Origin of the sequence: Lysinibacillus sp. KU-BSD001 (assembly GCF_042920265.1) — a bacterium.
GTDB lineage: Bacteria > Bacillota > Bacilli > Bacillales_A > Planococcaceae > Lysinibacillus_B.
The window spans coordinates 46,984-67,202 of record NZ_JBDQZI010000016.1 but is presented as its reverse complement, the minus strand read 5'-3'; the positions used below and the strand labels follow the sequence as shown (position 1 = coordinate 67,202).

At 41.2% G+C, this 20,219-nt stretch carries 19 protein-coding genes; 6 read left to right on the top strand and 13 right to left on the bottom strand.

The window, feature by feature from the left end; translation table 11 throughout:
- Positions 1-603 precede the first annotated feature (603 nt).
- The 9 genes from AAGS61_RS18225 to AAGS61_RS18185 all read right to left on the bottom strand — a co-directional run bounded on the left by AAGS61_RS18225 (position 604) and on the right by AAGS61_RS18185 (position 8,604).
- Positions 604-1,374, bottom strand: a complete 771-nt coding sequence (locus AAGS61_RS18225) for an alpha/beta fold hydrolase (RefSeq protein WP_391375221.1) — start codon at positions 1,372-1,374, stop codon at positions 604-606.
- A gap of 45 nt (positions 1,375-1,419) precedes the next feature.
- A complete protein-coding gene (locus AAGS61_RS18220) occupies positions 1,420-2,118 on the bottom strand; it encodes an ABC transporter ATP-binding protein (protein ID WP_391375219.1) in 699 nt (232 codons plus the stop codon).
- Positions 2,115-2,930: an ABC transporter permease subunit gene (locus AAGS61_RS18215; protein WP_391375217.1), complete on the bottom strand. Its 816-nt coding sequence runs from the start codon at positions 2,928-2,930 to the stop codon at positions 2,115-2,117. The genes AAGS61_RS18220 and AAGS61_RS18215 overlap by 4 nt, the downstream gene beginning before the upstream one ends.
- Positions 2,927-3,376: a nitrous oxide reductase accessory protein NosL gene (locus AAGS61_RS18210; RefSeq protein WP_391375214.1), complete on the bottom strand. Its 450-nt coding sequence runs from the start codon at positions 3,374-3,376 to the stop codon at positions 2,927-2,929. Before AAGS61_RS18210 ends, AAGS61_RS18215 begins: the two co-directional genes overlap by 4 nt.
- On the bottom strand, positions 3,373-4,653 hold the full coding sequence (locus tag AAGS61_RS18205) for a right-handed parallel beta-helix repeat-containing protein (protein ID WP_391375211.1): 1,281 nt from the start codon (positions 4,651-4,653) through the stop codon (positions 3,373-3,375). The genes AAGS61_RS18210 and AAGS61_RS18205 overlap by 4 nt, the downstream gene beginning before the upstream one ends.
- 57 nt (positions 4,654-4,710) lie before the next feature.
- On the bottom strand, positions 4,711-5,367 hold the full coding sequence (locus tag AAGS61_RS18200; RefSeq protein WP_391375208.1) for a nitrous oxide reductase accessory protein NosL: 657 nt from the start codon (positions 5,365-5,367) through the stop codon (positions 4,711-4,713).
- A gap of 472 nt (positions 5,368-5,839) precedes the next feature.
- Complete coding sequence (locus tag AAGS61_RS18195; protein WP_391375206.1) at positions 5,840-6,172, bottom strand: hypothetical protein; 333 nt, start codon at positions 6,170-6,172, stop codon at positions 5,840-5,842.
- Between the two features lie 109 nt (positions 6,173-6,281).
- On the bottom strand, positions 6,282-7,109 hold the full coding sequence (gene nadE, locus AAGS61_RS18190; protein WP_391375203.1) for an ammonia-dependent NAD(+) synthetase: 828 nt from the start codon (positions 7,107-7,109) through the stop codon (positions 6,282-6,284).
- Positions 7,110-7,134: 25 nt separating this feature from the next.
- Positions 7,135-8,604, bottom strand: a complete 1,470-nt coding sequence (locus tag AAGS61_RS18185; RefSeq protein ID WP_391375201.1) for a nicotinate phosphoribosyltransferase — start codon at positions 8,602-8,604, stop codon at positions 7,135-7,137.
- Positions 8,605-8,920: 316 nt separating this feature from the next.
- Here AAGS61_RS18185 and AAGS61_RS18180 point away from each other — a divergent pair, with 316 nt between their 5' ends.
- The 6 genes from AAGS61_RS18180 (at position 8,921) to AAGS61_RS18155 (ending at position 14,840) form a co-directional block, all read left to right on the top strand.
- Complete coding sequence (locus AAGS61_RS18180) at positions 8,921-9,262, top strand: P-II family nitrogen regulator (protein ID WP_391375199.1); 342 nt, start codon at positions 8,921-8,923, stop codon at positions 9,260-9,262.
- Positions 9,263-9,276: 14 nt separating this feature from the next.
- Positions 9,277-10,575 (top strand): ammonium transporter, encoded by a 1,299-nt coding sequence (locus AAGS61_RS18175; RefSeq protein ID WP_391375196.1) that lies wholly within the window; start codon positions 9,277-9,279, stop codon positions 10,573-10,575.
- Positions 10,576-10,726: 151 nt separating this feature from the next.
- Complete coding sequence (locus tag AAGS61_RS18170; protein ID WP_391375193.1) at positions 10,727-11,449, top strand: ABC transporter ATP-binding protein; 723 nt, start codon at positions 10,727-10,729, stop codon at positions 11,447-11,449.
- Positions 11,446-12,204, top strand: a complete 759-nt coding sequence (locus tag AAGS61_RS18165) for an ABC transporter permease (RefSeq protein WP_391375190.1) — start codon at positions 11,446-11,448, stop codon at positions 12,202-12,204. The genes AAGS61_RS18170 and AAGS61_RS18165 overlap by 4 nt, the downstream gene beginning before the upstream one ends.
- A 55-nt stretch (positions 12,205-12,259) precedes the next feature.
- Positions 12,260-13,228, top strand: coding sequence for a proline dehydrogenase family protein (locus AAGS61_RS18160; RefSeq protein ID WP_391375187.1), 969 nt, complete (start codon positions 12,260-12,262; stop codon positions 13,226-13,228).
- Positions 13,229-13,394: 166 nt separating this feature from the next.
- Positions 13,395-14,840, top strand: a complete 1,446-nt coding sequence (locus AAGS61_RS18155; RefSeq protein ID WP_391375184.1) for a tryptophanase — start codon at positions 13,395-13,397, stop codon at positions 14,838-14,840.
- A gap of 239 nt (positions 14,841-15,079) precedes the next feature.
- On the opposite strand, the gene AAGS61_RS18150 is transcribed toward AAGS61_RS18155, so the two are convergent.
- From AAGS61_RS18150 to AAGS61_RS18135, 4 genes are all read right to left on the bottom strand, one after another.
- On the bottom strand, positions 15,080-15,685 hold the full coding sequence (locus AAGS61_RS18150; RefSeq protein WP_391375181.1) for a response regulator: 606 nt from the start codon (positions 15,683-15,685) through the stop codon (positions 15,080-15,082).
- Positions 15,682-16,815 carry a sensor histidine kinase gene (locus AAGS61_RS18145; protein WP_391375178.1) on the bottom strand — a complete coding sequence of 378 codons (1,134 nt, stop codon included), beginning with the start codon at positions 16,813-16,815 and terminating at the stop codon, positions 15,682-15,684. The genes AAGS61_RS18150 and AAGS61_RS18145 overlap by 4 nt, the downstream gene beginning before the upstream one ends.
- An 85-nt stretch (positions 16,816-16,900) precedes the next feature.
- Positions 16,901-17,944, bottom strand: a complete 1,044-nt coding sequence (locus AAGS61_RS18140; RefSeq protein WP_391375176.1) for a fatty acid desaturase — start codon at positions 17,942-17,944, stop codon at positions 16,901-16,903.
- A 139-nt stretch (positions 17,945-18,083) separates the two neighbouring features.
- Positions 18,084-20,201, bottom strand: a complete 2,118-nt coding sequence (locus AAGS61_RS18135) for a putative bifunctional diguanylate cyclase/phosphodiesterase (protein WP_391375173.1) — start codon at positions 20,199-20,201, stop codon at positions 18,084-18,086.
- Between the last annotated feature and the right edge of the window lie 18 nt (positions 20,202-20,219).

Genomic DNA, 20,219 nt, shown 5'->3' with positions numbered 1-20,219 from the left:
ACCTCCTCAGCGTTAAATAACATTTTTTTGCATTTTTCAAACTAATGTAAGCATAACGAAAACACTTGTGGAATACAACTTATACCACGTTTGATGCCTGAAAACGCTCTTCTTATCATATAGAAATTCCTTGGCAGATGGGAATCGGAAACCGTTGGGGAAATACACATTTCGCAGGGAAAGAGGGGGGTTTTTGTCACTTTTAGGTGGGCCATTAAGAAAAGCGCAAGCGCCCTCTCTAGCCCCGACATGCGTTGGAGAAAGGCTCACAGTGTGCTTGCCACACGAAGAGACTTTCGAAACGTCACGAGGGGCTGGGCGCTGGAGCTAGACACTCTTTAAACTAGAAAAATTTTATACTTTCTTATCTTTGAACAAAAGCGCTAAAGTGCCTGCTCATCCCCGACAAGTGTGCTTGCCACACGTAGGAGGGAGTCGAAGCGTCGCGAGGGGATGGCGCTTTCGCCTAGACGTAGATGCTCTTTTCCACAACCATTATCCACAATGCGAAATGTTATAATTCCCTTAATAATTAAAAAGGATGTTCAGACCGTTTTCTGAACACCCCTTTAAGGCATATATCATTCCATACAACGCTGACCATTAAACACTATTGTTACAAATAAACGCATCGATCTCGTTATTTAATGTAGCCGCTGCCTTTGTCGGAATTTGATGATGTACTGCTAAAAAAACCAACTCATTAGATGGTAACTTTTCATGTAACATACGGGCATATGGATGAAATGATTTATCTTTTGTCCCATACACAAGCAAAATAGGTACCTGAATGTTTTGAAGCTCGCTCGTACAACGATACTTCACACTATACTCATAATATTGCCTAATATTCCGAGCATGACCACAGATCGCTTCTCTGTGCAGTTTCCTAAACATTTGTCGATTGTTCGCATTGCCCCGTGCAATAATACGTGATAAAAAGGGTAGTGTCTTACGATTCGCTAATGTTACCGCGACCGATATACGTTGCCTTAGCCAGACATCCTTCACCTCTGACATCCCACTAATGACAATGCCCCCCAATGCCCTATCCGCATGCGCCAATAAAAACGCGAGCGTAATCGTGCCACCTGTTGAATAACCACCGATAAACGCTTTCTCGATTTGTAACGCATCTAATAAGCAAATCATATCTTCCACAATGAGCGAATAGGTGAGCGGTTGTTTGGAATAGACACTTCTGCCGTGTCCTCTCATATCAAATGTAATGACTTTATACTTTTTCGATAACTGTTCTACTTGATACATGAAATTGGCGCTTGTCAGTAATGGCGGATGGATCAACACAATCGGTATGCCCTCACCTTTGACCGTATAATACATATGACTTCCTTTTATATTTAACATTGGCATAGCATCGTTCACCTCAAAGCCTAGTATGGATTGTGTAGGTGAAAATTATTGATGAGGTTGTACTTCACTTAACCCAATTTTCGATAGCCATAACTGTTCTAGCTCCGTGAAGCCGTGTTCTTGCAATAACTGTTGTAGCTCTCCTGCTACGAGCACCGAACCTTCATGTAAAATGATGACATCATCTGCTAGTTGCTCCGCAAACGACAGCATATGCGTCGAAAAAATAATCGTACTCCCGCGTTCTTTTTCTGCCCGAATAATATTTTTAAGTTCTGCAATCCAGTACGGATCTAAACCGTTTGTCGGTTCATCCATAATAAGTAAACCGTCCCCACCAAGCAAACTTTGCGCTAAGTTCAGACGTTGGCGCATCCCTTTTGAAAAGTGGCGTACTGTTTGTTTTTGTACTTCGAATAATCCCACTCGTTTCAAGACATGGTGTTGCTCTTCTGTTGTTGCTTTCTTTAACGAGGCTAATAGTTTCAACACTTCCGCTGCTGTTAATGTATTCGGAAAGTCGACATCGTCTGGCATATAGCGAATGGGTTTCGCTTCATGCCAAATAAGCTGCCCTTGCTGCGGCATTTCTTGCTTTGTCAGCATGCGAATGAGCGTGCTTTTCCCTGCTCCATTACCGCCTGCCAGCGCAATAATACGCCCTTTTGGAATGTCAAATGTCGCTTCATGTAAACCGCGCCCATTCCCGTATACTTGCTTCAATCCTTGCGCTTGTACAATCATTTCTTCACCCCATTTTTCCGTAGCACATAAATGCTAGCCATGAGTGGTACGACAACCCATGCGACGGTCACAACAGTAAAGACGACCATCCCTAGCCCTGATTCATAGAACGCGATAATATCGTAATATGTTGGCCCAAGTACCGTTGCTTGATCGGCTAACACAAAGTAGGCAAAGCGTAGCCATTCCACTGGATTAATATGCATCATCACAATCGTGAGCTTTTGCAATACATGCCCAGCAACAAGCGTGCCAACCGCCATTAACATATACGATAGAAGCAGTAATAACAACGCCCACACGACAAGCGAAATCGCCAGTGCATATAACCGGTTTTTCGCGACGCTCCCGATAAAAATCGATAATGCTGCACTAATAACGATTAAACAAAGCGCTAACACAATAAAGGCGAGCGGTAAACGTACACCGCCTAACACGCCACCGAGCAATAGCACCACACCGAATGCAAATGCGATAATAAAGAAGAACGCGCCACATAGGGCAATAAATTTCCCGATAATATATTGCGAAAGTGTCAGCGGGTATGTTTTTAATAGCGAAAACCAGCCCGATTCAATATCCCCCGCGATGCTCATACTGCCGATTGTTAGTGCAAAAAGCGGCAGTAAAAATAATAATAAGTTTAAAAAGGACGCCGTTTGACGCGTAAACCCTTCTACATCAGGTAACGCCATTTGCTGAATCATCACGATGGCCACAAAGACAACTGCGAATAAAAGTGCGACGAGTAACAGCCATTTACTACGAAGCATTTGTCGCCATTCAAGTGTGATGAACATACGTTGAATCAATGATGAACGCCCCAATTAAATGTTTTTAAATCATCAAATGCTAATAGTTCCCCGTCGCCTTCACTCGCCATATATTGCTCTGCTTCTTCCTTCGTTTTAAACGCTAGCACACCGTAGTTCATTGGTGTCCAGTAATCTTTTGAGTAAATATATGTAGCTGTTTTGACATCCACCCATTCGTTGTCCGTCATATCCTTCATAAACATCGCGCCCACTTCCGATTCTTCCGTACCTTCTAGAAACTCCATTAAACAACCAATATCATCAAACATTTCATAGTCTCCATTTTTAAACACAAGCTGTGCTGCGTAGTCCTCATGCGCGATACTCATATTACATACTTTACAAATATCAGTTTCTGGATTTACCTCTTTCGGCTCATACGCTTTTTCTGAGCAACCTACAAGTAATAATACTGCCATTAAGATGAACCATTTCCATTTCATATTCTGACACTCCTTCTATATACGACTACACATCCAATAAGTAATACTAATCCGATCACGAGCTGTGGTAACTGCAGCTGGAACGATGTGGTAGGTCCTTGATTTTTCATTGTTGCAGGCGATTCATCGACGAGTAACACTTTCGATGTGGTGTTTGTTTGCTTATCAATCGTATTGAGTAGCACGACACTCGGGGATTCAATGAAATACTGATACACCGGCTTTCGCACCATCCATTGCCCAAAGCTTTGCAACGCCACATACGCCTCGTCCCCTGTCCCATTATCGTCTAAGTCAATGCCGTTATAATCATCATAATAGTTGTTGACTAAATGCAACCCTTGCTGATCCGAGCGAACATTGACAAGATTGCCCACGAACTGATTTTGCATCGCTGTATTCGACTCTTCTGAACGGACCGATTCCAGTGCCGTTTGATTCATGTGAAACGTATTTTCTAACAGCTCTACATCCACCGTTTTTTGCACACTCACCCCAATGCGATTGCCCTCGATGTGGTTCGATTGAAGTAGTGTATTTTTCGTATCATATAACGTAATCCCTGTCCCATTAAAGCCATCCTGATAAGACACATCATTCTGTTTCACCTGGATATCTTCCGTCATCATGACCATGAGCCCCGTCACATTTTGTGTATACATGTTGTGGCGAATATCACCGTTCTCACTATACATAAAATGGGTGCCGTAACGACTATTCGTCACCGTATTGTCGTGAATCGTAATACCTTGTACACCTTCAATATAAAAGCCGTCTTGTACGGAATTGATCGTGTTTTCGAACAGTTCAATGGAGGCACTATTATAAATCCCAATTCCATTTCCCTTTTTCGCATAATGCTTCGCGTTTCCCTCAATTGCAAGGGAGCTAATTAGCAACTGTTGCGAATTATACACTTGGACGCCTGTATCCACACCGCGCATGTTGATGTTAGAAAGCTTGACCTCGTTCGAGCGACGTACCGTAACCCCTGTCCCAAGCGTCTCAATGTCGATACCGCGAACAGCGACATCACTAGCGTTTTCAATCAAAATAGCAGGGGTATCAGCATGCGCCTTCATAACGGTCCCGTTCTCCCCTTCTAGAAAGATGGATTTCGTGATGATAACATTTCCTTCGTACACACCTTTTTCAAGTTGGATGACACTTCCTTCTTCCGCTGCATCAATTTGCGATTGCAAATCCACTACTTGCGCGGCTCCTGTCGATGCACCCGTGATGCACAGTAACAAAAGCAACCAAACGATTTTTTTCATGCCCTCACCTCACATAACGCCGAAAAGACTAGAAGAAATTCTTCTAGTCGCCTCGGATTAATGGTTATGGTCTTCTTCTGTTGTTGAATGATCCATATGACCTTCATCTGAATGATTCATATCTGTTGAACCTTCTTCAGCCATTTTTTTCATCTTTTCTTCACGGCGTTTTTTCGCCGCATCTTTGATTGTTTGTAGCTCTTCTACATGCGCTGTTGGATTTTCTTCAATATATTTGTCCGCATCTGCCTTATCCACGAAGTAGATGTAACCCCAGTTCATCGGTGATTTTATTTCTGTTTTGACGATTGTCACATCTTCCACTAAAGCCCAGTCTAATGTGTTGTAGTCACGTACATATTTATCGTTTTCTTCATTATTCGCGAGTTCAGCATTTAATAAACAACCGATATCATCATAGAAAGCGATCGAACCGTCTGCTTTAATCGCTTGTGCTGAGAATACACCGAGTTCATGCTCTTTTGTGTACACTTTCATATTACACATTTCACAAATTGTATCCTCTGTTGGCTCTTGTAAGCGTGGGTCTACTAGTGATGCTACTTCTTCTTGTTTCACGATTGTCGATGCATCTTCTTCTACTTCTGTTTGTGGTGCTGCTGTCTCTTCTTCTTTGGAAACTTCTTCATTGCCACATGCAGCAAGTGCCATTACGATACCTGTTGCGACAAGTACATGTTTAAATCTTTTCATGTTTTAAACCCCTTTTCATTCATATCCTATCTACTTATTACTTTACTAGGTAGTTGTGAAATAAAATGAAAGTTGATGTGAAATGTTTGAAAAACTTTTTATAAATATTTCCATTTTTTATTTTTATCGCCCTTTATGACCGGATACGCCTTCGTTTTGCTCGGATAGCCGGGGGTTTTGCTCACATACTGTGATTTTTGACCACATATTATACCTTTTTGCTCGCATACGGCTGGGTTTTGACCGCATAAGTATACCTTTTTGCTCGTTCACCCCTTTTATGATCGGATACCCCTTTGTTTTGCTCGGATAGCCGACGCTTTTGACCGCATACTTCGGCTTTTTGCATGCATACGCCTTTGTTTTACTCGTTCACCCCTTTTATGACCGGATACCTCTTCGTTTTGCTCGCATACGATGGGGTTCTTCGCTAACAATAAAAAAATCACCTAAACACAAATGGTCCAGGTGATTATATAGACGTACGATACGTATGATGACGACGTTTCATATTGTTAAGGTAGCTAACGTTGAGCGATTGGTGCAATAAGTGATTACGTACTATCGTCACTGTATCTGCATCAAACTGAATTCCTTTAATTAATACATGCTGTTTTTTATTGACGAGCACGGGTTTAGCGGCCGGTGTTTTTTTCTGCTTCTTTTGCTTTTTTTGCTGTCGCTCATTGAAATGCTCAAGTGAACTGCCATCATTAAATAAAATAAATGCTTCTTCCGTTTCTAAATAGCGTTTCGCATTGCGATAGGTGCTTGATGCGGCCATACTAACACGCGATGTTCTCATTGCACCATCCCCCCATTCTCTATTGTTCTTAGGTATTTGTATCGACAAATATTCCTATAAATAAAGAAAACCGCACTAGATTTTTTCTAGCACGGCAAAAAGTCATTATTTATTTCCAAAAATCATCAAATATAGTAATCGGTAAGTGGCGTTTATGCTGCGAACGTACATAATGCCCCTCTAACACTTCACGTGCTTCTTTCGGGATTTCTTTTCCTTCTAAATAATCATCAATTTGCTCATACGTGACCCCAAGCGCCGCTTCATCTGGTAAGGATGGTCGTTCTTCCTCTAAGTCAGCAGTCGGTATTTTCAAATAAAGATGTTCAGGACAGTTGAGGTGCGCTAACATTTGTCTGCCCTGACGTTTATTTAAACGGAAAATTGGCATTAAATCTGCGCCACCGTCCCCAAACTTTGTAAAGAATCCTGTAATTGCTTCTGCTGCATGGTCTGTGCCAAGGACAACGGCACTATTCATCGCCGCAATCGAGAACTGTACCTTCATCCGTTCCCGCGCCTTTTCATTCCCTTTAGCAAAGTCGCTTAGCGCAACACCCGCGTCTGCTAACGCACGAACACTCGCATCGACCGCGCCTTTAATATTCACGGTATAAATTTGATCAGGCTGAATGAAATCAAGCGCATCTTGACAGTCTTGTTCATCTGCTTGCTCGCCGTACGGAAGACGTACAGCCATAAATGCATATTTCTTTTCGCCCGCTTCTTCGTTTAGTTCATTCACCGCTAATTGGGCAAGCTTGCCTGTTAAGGTGGAATCTTGTCCACCACTAATACCTAATACAAAGCCTTTTACGAAGCTATGTTTTTCGGCATATGCCTTCATAAAATCAATGGATTTACGTATTTCTTCTTCTACATTAATTTTCGGTAATACATGTAACTCTTCGATAATTCGCTTTTGTAGATTCGACATCACACACCGCTCCTTTTCATTCAAATTATCGTTTTTCCATCACTTCAACCATTTCACGCACTTCTTGAATATTAAGCATTTTGTTGTCCCAGCATTTTTGACTTAAATCAACTGGGTACTCTTCCGGGTTGAGTGAACGTTTATATTCGTCCCATAATAATTCTAAATTATCAAATGCATACTGGCGCATTTCCCACAGCGATGGATTGTCATACACAATGTTACCGTCTTTAATGACTTCTACATGCAAATCTTTCGCTTCAAAGTTTGTCACAAATTTCGAGACAAATGTATGCACAGGGTGGAACATTTTCAAGTGCTCTTCTGCCTGCGGATTTTCATCTGCCATCGCGATATAATCGCCTTCTGATTTACCATTTGTTTTGTTAATAATACGGTAAACACGCTTCAATCCTGGTGTCGTTACTTTTTCAGCATTGGCAGAAATTTTAATCGTATCTTCCATTTCACCTTTTTCATTTTCAATCGACACCATTTTATATACCGCACCTAAAGCTGGTTGATCGTAAGCGGTAATCAATTTTGTCCCAATGCCCCACATATCGACGCGCGCGCCCTGTGCTTTTAAGTTTAAAATCGTATACTCATCTAAATCATTTGAGACGATAATTTTAGCATCATGGAATCCTGCTTCATCTAACATACGACGGGCTTCTTTTGATAAGAAGGCAATATCGCCACTATCTAAACGAACCCCGATAAAATTGATTTGATCCCCTAATTCCTTCGCTACTTGAATCGCGGTTGGCACACCCGATTTTAACGTGTTGTATGTGTCGACTAAAAATACGCAATCACGATGACGTTTTGCATACGAATGGAACGCATCATAATCATTTTTGTATGCTTGGACAAGCGCATGAGCATGTGTACCTGCTACTGGTATACCAAAACGTTTCCCCGCTCGAACATTCGACGTCGATTCAAAGCCACCGATTACGGCTGCACGTGCTCCCCAAAGCGCTGCATCCATCTCCTGCGCACGACGCGTACCAAACTCCATCGCTACCTCATCTTTTACAATTTGTTTAATACGGCTCGCTTTTGTAGCGATTAACGTTTGGAAATTGACAATATTCAACAAGGCCGTCTCCACTAGCTGCGCTTCTACTAACGGTGCCTCAATCCGAGCAATCGGCTCATTCGCAAAGACCAGCTCGCCCTCTACCATGGAGTACATCGAACCTGTAAAACGAATATCTTTTAAATAATTTAAAAAATCGTCTTTGTACCCTAGTTCTTCACGTAAATACGCGATATCCGATGCTGTGAAGCGGAAGTTTTTTAAATAGTCGAGCATGCGCTCCAGTCCTGCAAATACCGCATAGCCATTCCCGAATGGCAATTTACGGAAATACAACTCAAATACCGCTTTCCGATTATGGATACCTTCCGCCCAGTAACTTTCCGCCATATTGATTTGATACAAATCTGTGTGCAGTGTTAAGCTATCGTCTTCATATCTTGCTTTCATTAAAAAAAGTCCCTTCTTCCGAAACATAATTAGTCCTAGTATACACCATTTAATCCGTTACAAGGCATGAAACATCTCAGCCCACTTCCGATTGTCAGTTTTTGTTACATATTTTTCATGTAAATACCGATTCACTACGATTTCTTCTACCTACACTTTCTTTTTTATCCTAATGCCATCAACAGTTGATCACTATATCTCACAATGCGATAAATCCCATCGAAAATACATGTAAGTTTTTATGACATACAACTATTGATTTTCACTTCTGCACCCTTTAACATGTTAATTAACCTAACATAAGGAGTTGTTGAGCATGAAAAAAATTGAAGCCATTATCCGGCCGGAAGTTTTCGCTGCGGTGCGTGAAGGCTTAGCACAAGAAGGGATCGATGGACTAAGCATTTCTGAAATCGCAGGCTGCGGTCGTCAAGAAGGGCGCACAGCACTATTCCGTGGCAATCAATATTCAATGGAATTTTCACAAAAGCTAAAACTCGAAATGGTAGTAGATAACGCAAAAGTGCAAGCCATTGTAGATGTGATTTTACGGGACGCCTGCACAGGTCAAGTCGGCGACGGTAAAATTTTCATTTACCCCGTCGAACAGGCCATTCGTATTCGGACAAAAGAAGTTGGCTCTGTGGCCATTGATTAAAGGAGGAGATTGAGATGACAGTGGAAGCGTTAGAACTTTCGATTAACTTAGTTTGGGTAATGCTTGGTGCTATTTTAGTATTCTTTATGCATGCTGGGTTCGCCATGGTAGAAGCAGGCTTTACACGTTCCAAAAACGCCATCAATATTTTAATGAAAAATATACTGACCATTTCAATTGGCGGGATTGTTTATTTCCTAGCAGGCTATGCAATCATGTTCGGTGATACCGCTGGTGGATTTATCGGTACTTCTGGTTTCGCCTTACAAGGTGTAGACGACATCGCCCTCTTCGTCTTCCAAGCCATGTTTGCCGCAACATGTGCAACCATTATTTCTGGTGCTGTTGCAGAACGCGCAAATATCTCCGCTTATATCGCTATCGTTGTTATTATGACTTTATTTATCTATCCTGTTATTGGTCACTGGGTGTGGCAAGGTGACGGCTGGCTGACAGCTTTAGGCTTTATCGATTTTGCCGGTTCAACGGTCGTTCACTTAACGGGGGCTGTCGGGGCATTAGTAGCAGCCGCGATGATCGGTCCACGTTTAGGGAAATATGCAGGCAAACAAATCAATGTGATTCCCGGTCATTCCATTCCTCTCGGTGCATTAGGCGTTTTTATTCTTTGGTTAGGGTGGTTTGGATTTAATGGCGCTTCCACATTAGCAGCCGATCCAGAACTCGTTCCTAGCGTTATTGCTAACACATTTTTATCTGCTTCAGCTGGCATTGTTGCAACAGCTTTTTATACAAAATTCCGTTACGGTCAAATGGATGGCTCCCTCACATTAAACGGCGCATTAGCGGGCCTCGTTGGCATTACAGCAGGTGCCGCGAACTTAAGCTTAGTAGGCGCTATCATTACTGGTTTATTAGCGGGTGTCATTTTAGTAGAAGGTGTACGCTTCATTGAATGGAAGCTAAAAGTGGACGATCCAGTTGGTGCAGTAGCCGTTCACGGGCTGTGCGGTATTTGGGGTACGTTAGCTGTCGGTTTATTCGACGTAGCGGGTGGCGGTGGCTTACTATACGGCGGCGGTGCCACATTGTTAGGCGTGCAAGCAATCGGTGTTTTAGCTGTGAGCGCATGGACGGCTGTTACAGTAGCCGTGAGCTTAAGCATGATTAAATTATTCGTCCCATTACGCGTCACACGAGAAGAGGAAATTGAAGGCCTAGATATAGCTGAACACGGCTCACACGCCTACGAATTCCAACAAGATGTATTCCGCGGTTTGAGTGGTAAAAGCGATACATTTGCACAGCGCTTAACAACACTCGGGACACACGTAAAAGAAAAACAAGTGTAGCTTTCTCATTGCTCCAAATCTTTCAAACATAATTGCTCGAAAGCTTGATCCCCTCATCAAGTTTTCAAGTGCAGGCGAAGTTCCTCTAAGCTTCGTCTGTACTTTTTTTGGGTTATAATAAAAAAAAAAGATTAAGGGAGACTTCATTGGAATGACAGAACAAGCAATCGAACTAAAGAATCTTTCTTTTTCGGTGAAAGACCGGCTGATTTTGCAAAACATTACCGGTACCTTTAATAAAGGACGCATTACAACACTTGTCGGGCCTTCCGGTGCTGGCAAAACAACCTTACTCAAAATGTGTAACGGTCTTCTTGCGCCTACAGCCGGAGAAATTATCATCGAAGGGCAAGCTATTCATACATACGAACCGACACATTTACGACGAAAAGCGGGCATCGTACTGCAAAGCTCCCCTATTATTCGAGCGAGCGTCTATGAAAATTTAGCACTACCGCGAAAATTACAACAAAAGACGTTGCCACAAGAGGAAGCCATCTCTTTTTTAGAGGACGTCTATTTAGATGCCTCTTTTTTAACACGCGAGGCAACCGAACTATCAGGTGGACAGAAGCAACGTCTCTCCATCGCGCGCACACTGGTGAATCAATCTGATATTTTATTGCTCGATGAAATTACATCTGCGCTCGATCCCACTTCTACAAGAGAAGTTGAAGAGCTCATTTTAAACATTAACCGTAAATACGGCGTCACGATTATTTGGATTACACATAATCTTGAACAAGCTCGGACACTTAGCGATTTCACTTGGATTATGCAGGACGGCAAACTCATCGCAAGTGGGGATGTGTCCATTCTCGAGCACTCAAATATTCCTGCAATTCAGCAGTTTTTACGTGGAGGTGTACGATGACGTACAGTACGCTTTCTCTGACGTTGATTTTTGTCCTCATTCCATTTATCTTATCGAAAACATTAAAGCTCGGTCTCGAAAAAGATATTACAGTTGCCACCGTGCGCTCTATTATTCAGCTACTCGCCATCGGTTATGTATTGCATTTTATTTTTGCAACAGATAGCCCAATTTATATTTTGCTGATGATTACGGTGATGATTGTCGTCGCTACGTTAAACGCCCGAAAAAAAGGTGTCGGCATTCCCGGCATTACGTGGAAAATCGCCATCACATTAATTACGGTCGAACTTGTCACACAAGGTGTACTACTTGGACTGAATATTGTTCCCGCTACACCGCAGTACATTATCCCGATTAGCGGGATGATGATCGGTAACGCCATGGTGCTTTCGGTATTATTTTTAAACCGCTTTCGTGCAGAGCTTGAATCAAATGAAGATGAAATCGAACTCATTTTATCGCTTGGTGGTACACCTAAGCAGGCGGTACATCGTCATGTAATGGGCGCGATTAAGGCGAGTATGATTCCAACGATTGAAGCACAAAAAACGATTGGGCTTGTTCAGCTCCCTGGCATGATGAGTGGCCAAATTATCGGGGGTGCCGATCCCGTACAAGCGGTACAATTTCAAATTTTAATTATCTTTGCCCTATTAACATGTGCAACGTTAGCGAGTGTGATTTTAGGCTTCCTCGTCTATCCGACATTATTTAACGAGCGTATGCAGCGAATCGATGTGTTGAAAAAATAGCAGGGGCTACACCCTAATATGTTATAATTTAGGGAAAGAAAGCGAGGGGTTCTAGATGGTATTACGGGATGTATTGATGAACTTATCGAAAAACGAACTGCTCAACACAGCGGCTCAAAAATACGGCTTAAAGCTAGGCGCGCAAAGTATTGTAGCAGGGACAAACGTACAAGAAATGATTGATAGCGTCAAAAAATTAAACGCAAGTGGCATTGAAGCAACGATTGATCGGCTCGGGGAATTTGTTGTTGATGAAACCGTTGCAATCAAAGCAAAGGATGAAATTTTAGACGTCATTGACGCCATTCACACATACGGATTACATGCACATATTTCAGTAAAACCGTCTCAAGTAGGCTTAGATATCGACATCGATTTTTGCTATGACAATTTACGCGAAATCGTGGAGTATGCCGAGCAGTATCATATTTTCGTCAATTTAGATATGGAAAATTACGAGCGACTCCAACCAACACTCGATATGTTAAAAGAATTACACAAAATATTCGATAATGTCGGAACGGTCATTCAAGCGTATTTGTTCCGTTCCAAAGAAGACATTGAGCAGTTGAAAGACTGTCGTCTTCGCATCGTCAAAGGCGCTTATCAGGAATCCGAAGAAGTGGCGTACCAAGATAAACTAGATATCGATATCAATTTCTTAGAGTTAATCGAATACCACTTATTACATGGTAAGTTCACTTCCATTGCGACACATGACCATAATATTATTCACCATGTGAAACGATTCGTCGCTGACCACAACATTTCAAACGATCAGTTCGAATTCCAAATGCTCTACGGTTTCCGTACAGATATGCAAAAAGAACTTGCTAACCACTATCGTTTCTGTACGTATGTACCATTTGGTGAAGATTGGTACGGCTACTTTATGCGCCGTCTTGCAGAGCGTCCGCAAAATATCAACCTTGTCACAAAACAAGTGTTTAACAAAAAAACAAACACATTACTCGCAGTGGCAGCAGGCGCCTTCCTTTTAGGCCGCTTATCCAAACGTAAATAACAACGAAATCAATGAAGGCTATCCGAAAATTTCGGAAGCCTTCATTTTTTGTTATTTTTAGAAAACTGAATTTTCGAACAACAAAGTTCTTTCTTAGTGTACAATAGTTGGTAATTCATTACATCGACGCATAGAAGCATTGAAGCGTTAAAGGAGAAAAGAAACGATGACAATTAAATTTTATTCTGGCGAAACGATTCCATTAGAAATGCACAAAGTACGCATCGTACAAAAATTAAACTTACCACCTGTCGAAGAGCGCGTAAAAGCGATGAAAGAAGCGGGTTACAATACGTTTTTATTAAAAAATGAAGACGTTTACATGGATATGCTAACAGATAGCGGTGTCAATGCGATGTCTGACCGTCAACAAGCCGCAATGCTAGAGGCAGACGATAGCTATGCTGGTTCAGCGACATTCACAAAATTAGAAAGCAAAGTCCAAGAAATTTTCGGTACAAAATATTTTTTACCAACACACCAAGGTCGTGCTTGTGAAAACATTATTTCACAAGTGTATGTCAAACCTGACACAACAGTCCCGATGAACTACCACTTCACAACATCAAAAGTACACGTGACATTAAACGGCGGGGCGGTAGAAGAAGTATTTAAAGATGAAGCATTAAACTTAGTATCCGAAGATCCGTTCAAAGGAGATATGGATATTGAGAAGTTAACAACGTTAATCGAAGAGCGCGGGGCAGATAAAATCGCCTTTATCCGTGTGGAGTCAGGCACGAACTTAATCGGGGGGCAACCACACTCACTTGAAAACTTAAAGCAAGTACGCGCGGTATGTAATAAGTATAATCTGAAACTTGTATACGATATTAGTTTATTAGCAGATAACTTACACTTCATTAAAGAGCGTGAAGAATCTTGCAAGGACAAATCCATCCGTGAAATTACACGTGAACTAGCTGATCAAGCAGATATCCTGTATTTCTCTGCACGTAAATTAGGGTTTGCTCGTGGTGGCGGTATTTGTACAAATAGCGAAGAAGATTACTTATTAATGCGCGAGTACATCACATTATACGAAGGCTTCTTAACATACGGTGGGATGTCTGTACGTGAAATGGAAGCGATCGCAGTAGGTCTTGAAGAAACAATGGATGAGCAATACATTTCACAAGGTCCTCAATTCATCGCCTACATGTCCGAAGAATTACAGAAAAAAGGTGTACCAGTCGTCACGCCTGCGGGTGGTTTAGGCTGTCATATCGACGCTTCTAGATTCTTACCACACGTGCCACAAACAGCGTATCCAGCTGGTGCTTTAGCGGCTGCTATTTATATCGCAAGTGGCGCACGCGGGATGGAGCGCGGGACGATGTCTGAGCAACGCGATGAAAACGGTAACGAAACATTATCTCATATGGAATTAGTACGTATGGCAATGCCACGCCGCGTATTCACATTATCGCAAGTAAAATACGCTGTAGACCGCATCGCTTGGTTATATGACAACCGCGAGTTAATCGGCGGGATGGCATTCGTAGAAGAACCATCTGTGTTACGCTTCTTCTTCGGTAAATTAGATGCTGTCACAGATTGGCCAGAACAATTAGCCGCAAAATTCCGCGAAGATTTCGGCGATAGCCTATAATTGAACAGTCAACGGTAGAGGGGTTTCTCTACCGTTTTTTGTTTTGCTCGGATACCTTGTTTTGCTCGCTCACCCTCGTTTTGACCGCATACACGCCTGTTTTGCTTTTGCTCGGATACGGGTACCTTTTGCTCGCTTACATCCCCTTTTTGACCGCATACGCACTCGTTTTGCTCGTTCCCCTTCACACAACACAAACCCAAATGAAAAAAACAGCAGGGGCATTATCCTCTGCTGTACTATTTATTCCACCCTTTATCTTTAAAACGTTGAATGGCTTCAATTCGATTCCCTACACCGAGTTTATCTAAAATTGTGGAAATGTAATTGCGTACGGTCCCTGCTGATAAAAACAATTCCGCTGCGATTTCCTTCGTCGTCTTGCCTTCTGCGACAAGCTCTAATACTTGGCTCTCTCGTTCTGTTAACGGGTTTTCGCTATCATCTTCATACACAAAATCCACTAGCTCCGGTGCATAAATACGACGCCCATCCATAATAATGCGAATGGCATTCACCAACTCTTCAATTGGGCTATCCTTTAATAAATAGCCGCGCACACCTGCTTTTCGTGCACGTTCAAAATAACCTGGACGGGCAAATGTTGTTAAAATAATAATTTTGCATGTTTCATCTTTTAACGCTTCCGCTGCATCTAACCCTGTTTTAACTGGCATTTCGATATCCATAATACAAATATCAGGGCGCAATGTACGTACTTGTTCGATCGCCTCTTCACCGTTTCTCGCCAGGCCCACAACTTCCATATCCTCTTCCAAACTAAGTAGTGATTTCATAGCCCCGAGTAGCATACCTTGATCTTCTGCTATGACAATTCGAATCATACTTCTTCACTTCCCTTTTGATGTGTAATCGTAACAGGTATACAAATCATGAGCTCTGTACCTTGAGCCTTTTTTATGTCTACCGATCCGTTTAAAAACTCAATTCGCTCACGCATCCCCTTCAATCCACTGCCATTTAACGCGAATGTTTCCTCATACCCTACGCCATTGTCCTTGACAACCAGCATAAATACATTTTCATTTCGCACAAGTTCAACAATGCATTTACTCGCGCGACTATGCTTAACGACATTCGTCACCGCTTCTTTTAAGCACATACTGATCACGTTTTCTGCTAGCACCGGCATTTGAATCGCTTGCGGATCGCCAATGAGCTCGAACTCAATTTCTGCTGCTCGTAAAATTTGTTCCACACGAAATAGCTCTTCTTCTAGTCTAACTGCTCGCATATCCGCGACTAATTCACGTACCTCTTTTAGCGCAATACTCGCAGTTTGACGAATATCTTTTATTTCACTAATTGCTTGTTGCGGATTCTTTTCAACGAGCCGAGCCGCTAAGTCACTTTTTAACCCAATCATCGATAATTTTTGACCGAGTGTATCATGTAAATCTCGCGCAATTCGTTGTCGTTCCTCGTGAATGATTAACTCTGAAATACGATCCTTCGCTGTTTCGAGCTCGCTTTCTAAATTTTCCTGCTTATTGCGTGTATATAATGTAAATGGCAGTAACACAACCCCGATGACCGCAATAATGATGAACGGTGTCTGCGATAAAAACAGTTCAAGAAAAATAAAATACCCCGCTACAATCGACAACACCGTAAAGCCAATATGAAGCCCATACATAATATAAAAGCCGACTGTTTGACGGATATTTCCAATGAAAAGCGCTGTAAATAACGATAAATAAATATAACCGAACAGCAATGTCATCACGATGTTTAGCACCATTTGAAAACTAAGCCACATGTACACAAGCCCATTTTTCGACTGAAAGGAAAACTTATGACATAAAAAATAAAGCAAAATGAGCACAATGCCGAGCCCTACATAGAGCGGACTGAACGCTCGTACGATGAAGAAGAACGGCATGATACAAAAAATAATCCATATGTAAATACTAAGCCAAGGACTTTTCGGAATGATACTATACCAAGTTTGCATAAAATCCTCATTTCTTTTTGTTCTATTATAGCAAAATGGCATGTCTGAAAGTCTTTTCGGACATACCATTTTGGTAAAGAGAAACTTATGCAGCTTTTGATGATGATTTTTGGCGCGATTGAATAATCGCTTCCGCCTCTTTAAATGTCACAAACTTTTTGTTTTCAGGGTCATATAATTTGTAACGAACCGACTCTAAGCTTGTCGAAAGCGTAATTGTCGTCGCCTTTTGTAATGGCGGAATTGATTTATGCGCTTCCTCTAAATGATAGTTTGGTACACGTGGCGCTAAGTGGTGCACGTGGTGGAAACCGATATTTCCTGTAATCCATTGTAGTAATTTTGGTAATTTATAATAAGAGCTTCCTTCTACAGCCGCTTTTACATAATCCCATTCTGTATCATACTCGAAATATGAATCTTCGTACGTATGCTGAATATAGAATAACCAAATCCCTAATGAACCGGCGATAAATAATGTCACACCGTATACAAGTAGTACAGCTTGTAAGCTTGTTAACCAAGCAAGTGTGCCTAAAATCACAACCATTGTTAACGTCGTTAAATGTGTATTGATACGCTCCTTTTTCTTTGCATCGCTACGGTTAATACGATTTAAAACTAGTACCATTAAAAGTGGCCCTAAGCCAAACATCACAAGTGGATTACGGTATAAACGATATCCTAGACGTCCTAATTTTGATTTTTCCATATATTCTTCAACCGTTAACATATCGATATCACCAATGCCACGCTTATCTAAGTTCGAGCTTGTCGCATGGTGGATTGTATGCTCACGTTTCCATTTTTCATACGGGAAAGAAGTTAATACCCCTGTGATAAATCCAATCGAATCATTTGCTTTTTTACTTTTGAAAAATGAACCATGTGTACAATCATGGAAAATGATGAATGTACGCACGACAAAACCGGCTGCTACCACACTACATGCCACTGTTAACCAAGGGGAATATTGTAGTAAATAAAACCCTAGTATCCATGCGACTAATAATGGTGTTAGTGTATTAATTATTTGAAAAATACTTTTATTCGTTTCAGACTTTGCAAAAGGCGCTACATCTTTGCGCAGCTTTTTCGTTTTTTCTGCGTCTGTCATTGTAGTAGTCATATTAATTTCCCTTCTTTCATTGCATTCGCTAATACTAGCATAAAAAGAAACTGGTATGACCACTAGACGCAAACATCATAATTTTTATATGACAAATGTCATATTCATAGGATTTTTAATCCACATAGCGGGTAAACTGTTAAATAATAGAATAACCACGCGTGACGATGCTTTTATAATCATTCATAAATTGATGAAATGGGATTGGTTTACCGACATAGTATCCTTGAATCTTATTACAGCCGACCTTCTCTAAATACTTAAACTGCTCCACTGTTTCGATTCCTTCTGCCACAACCTCTACATGCAAATGCTCCGCCATCGTTAAAATCGTTGTAACAATGGCCTCTCCTTTAGCAGAAATCCCAATTTTATTGACAAATGACCGGTCAATCTTTAAGCAATCGAATGGAAAATCGGTTAAATACGCAAGCGATGAATAGCCTGTCCCAAAATCATCAATCGCAATCCCAATACCCATTTTTTTCAATTCACTTAAAATTGAAATAAGTTGTGTAGCTTCAAATGTCATACTTTCTGTAATCTCTAGCTGTAAATCGTGCGGATTAAATTGGGTTTCCGCCAAGACTTTCCGTATCTCATCGATAAAATTTTCTTGGTATAGCTGACTGAGCGATAAATTCACGGCTAACTTAATCGGTCGATCATGGAGCTGCTGCCAACGCTTCATTTCATTACAAGCCATTTTCAAAATAGCTAATCCCATCGGAATGATGAGCCCACTCTCTTCAGCTATTGGAATAAAGCGATTCGGTGGGATTCTGCCCATCGTTGGATGTTGCCAACGAACAAGTGCTTCAACAGAACAAATCTCTCGTGTCCTCACATCCAATTGTGGCTGGTATTCTAAAAATAACTCCTCGTTGAATAATGCTTTCTCTAAATCATGTTCTAACTGGATTTGCTCCCGATTTTTCATCTCCATATCAGCTGTATAAAACTGCGGATAGCCCGCCATAGAGTACTTCGCCTTATTTAAGGCTAAATGTGCACACTGAATCAGGCCTTCCGGATGATTGGCATCATTTGGATAGATGGCTACTCCTACATGGAATTTCATGCGCAATGAATAATGCTTAATTTGAATAGGCGGTTCTAAACTTCGACGCACGCGTTCACAAATGCGGTCTACCTCTTCTTGCTGAAAATGTTCCACATAAATGACGAACTGATTTTTGCCGAATTTCATCAGCTCTTGTTGTGCTGTTAAAGCTCGTTGAAAACGATCTGCTAAGGAACACATTAGTTCGTTTGTAGACTTTTGCCCTAATGAAATTTTAATCGCATCGAGCCGTTCTACTTCAATGAGTAAAATCGCCTGCTGTTTTTTTGCTCTAGGTAATTCTTTTTCTAATTTCTCTTCTAAATAGCGCTGGTTAGGTAAACCTACTACCTCATCGTAATACGCCATTTTTTGCATACGCATTTCAGACAGTGCTAAATCTTTATATGGCCGTTCTACCGATGAATAATAAATCGCATAAAATAACGTGATAAAGGAACACACTTGCATGAGCTCGCCTACGACATAATAAGCGTCCGCATGTGAAGTCGATAACGTAAATAATATGTTCCCCATCATAAAATACAATGTCCCAATAGAAAAAAAGAAGCTTTTTCTATGCAACATTCTAACATCCTTTATTAAAAGGCATAGCAATATGACTTGAAGCGTTAGCGCTGTTGTTTGTAAAATCAACTTTAAATTAAACTGCTCAAATAATGTATGAATGCTCCCTACATACGAAAAGCAACCGACAATAAAAACAAGTGCAATCGTAATGGAAGCTGCAAACACCATTCTTCTATAGCGCATTGTAATATCCTTAGCACGCATAAAAGAAATGACAATCATGCCAAGAGGCAATAAATTACGAATAATTAAATCGAATACTAGAGAAAATTCACCATAATCGTAATAAAGATAATTGGGCATGCCTGCAAATGAAATAATATGCACGACTTGAAATAAGCCAATCGTAAAAAATAAAGCACCCATATGCACATTTTTATTGTCTAAATTAAAACGTGTTGAGAACCAAATTTGGATTCCTACTGACACAATGGCGACAAGCATAAACATTTGAATCGTGATCGTTAAGGAGGCTAAATTGCTTTCCCCTACTATCGGATAGATGATGGGATAGTTCAAAAACAGGAATAAACATACGACACTCACAATCAAAAAATTTCGTATATGTCGCCACATAAATGCTTTTTCTTCTGCTCGATTCAATTTGCACCCCTCCTCTCT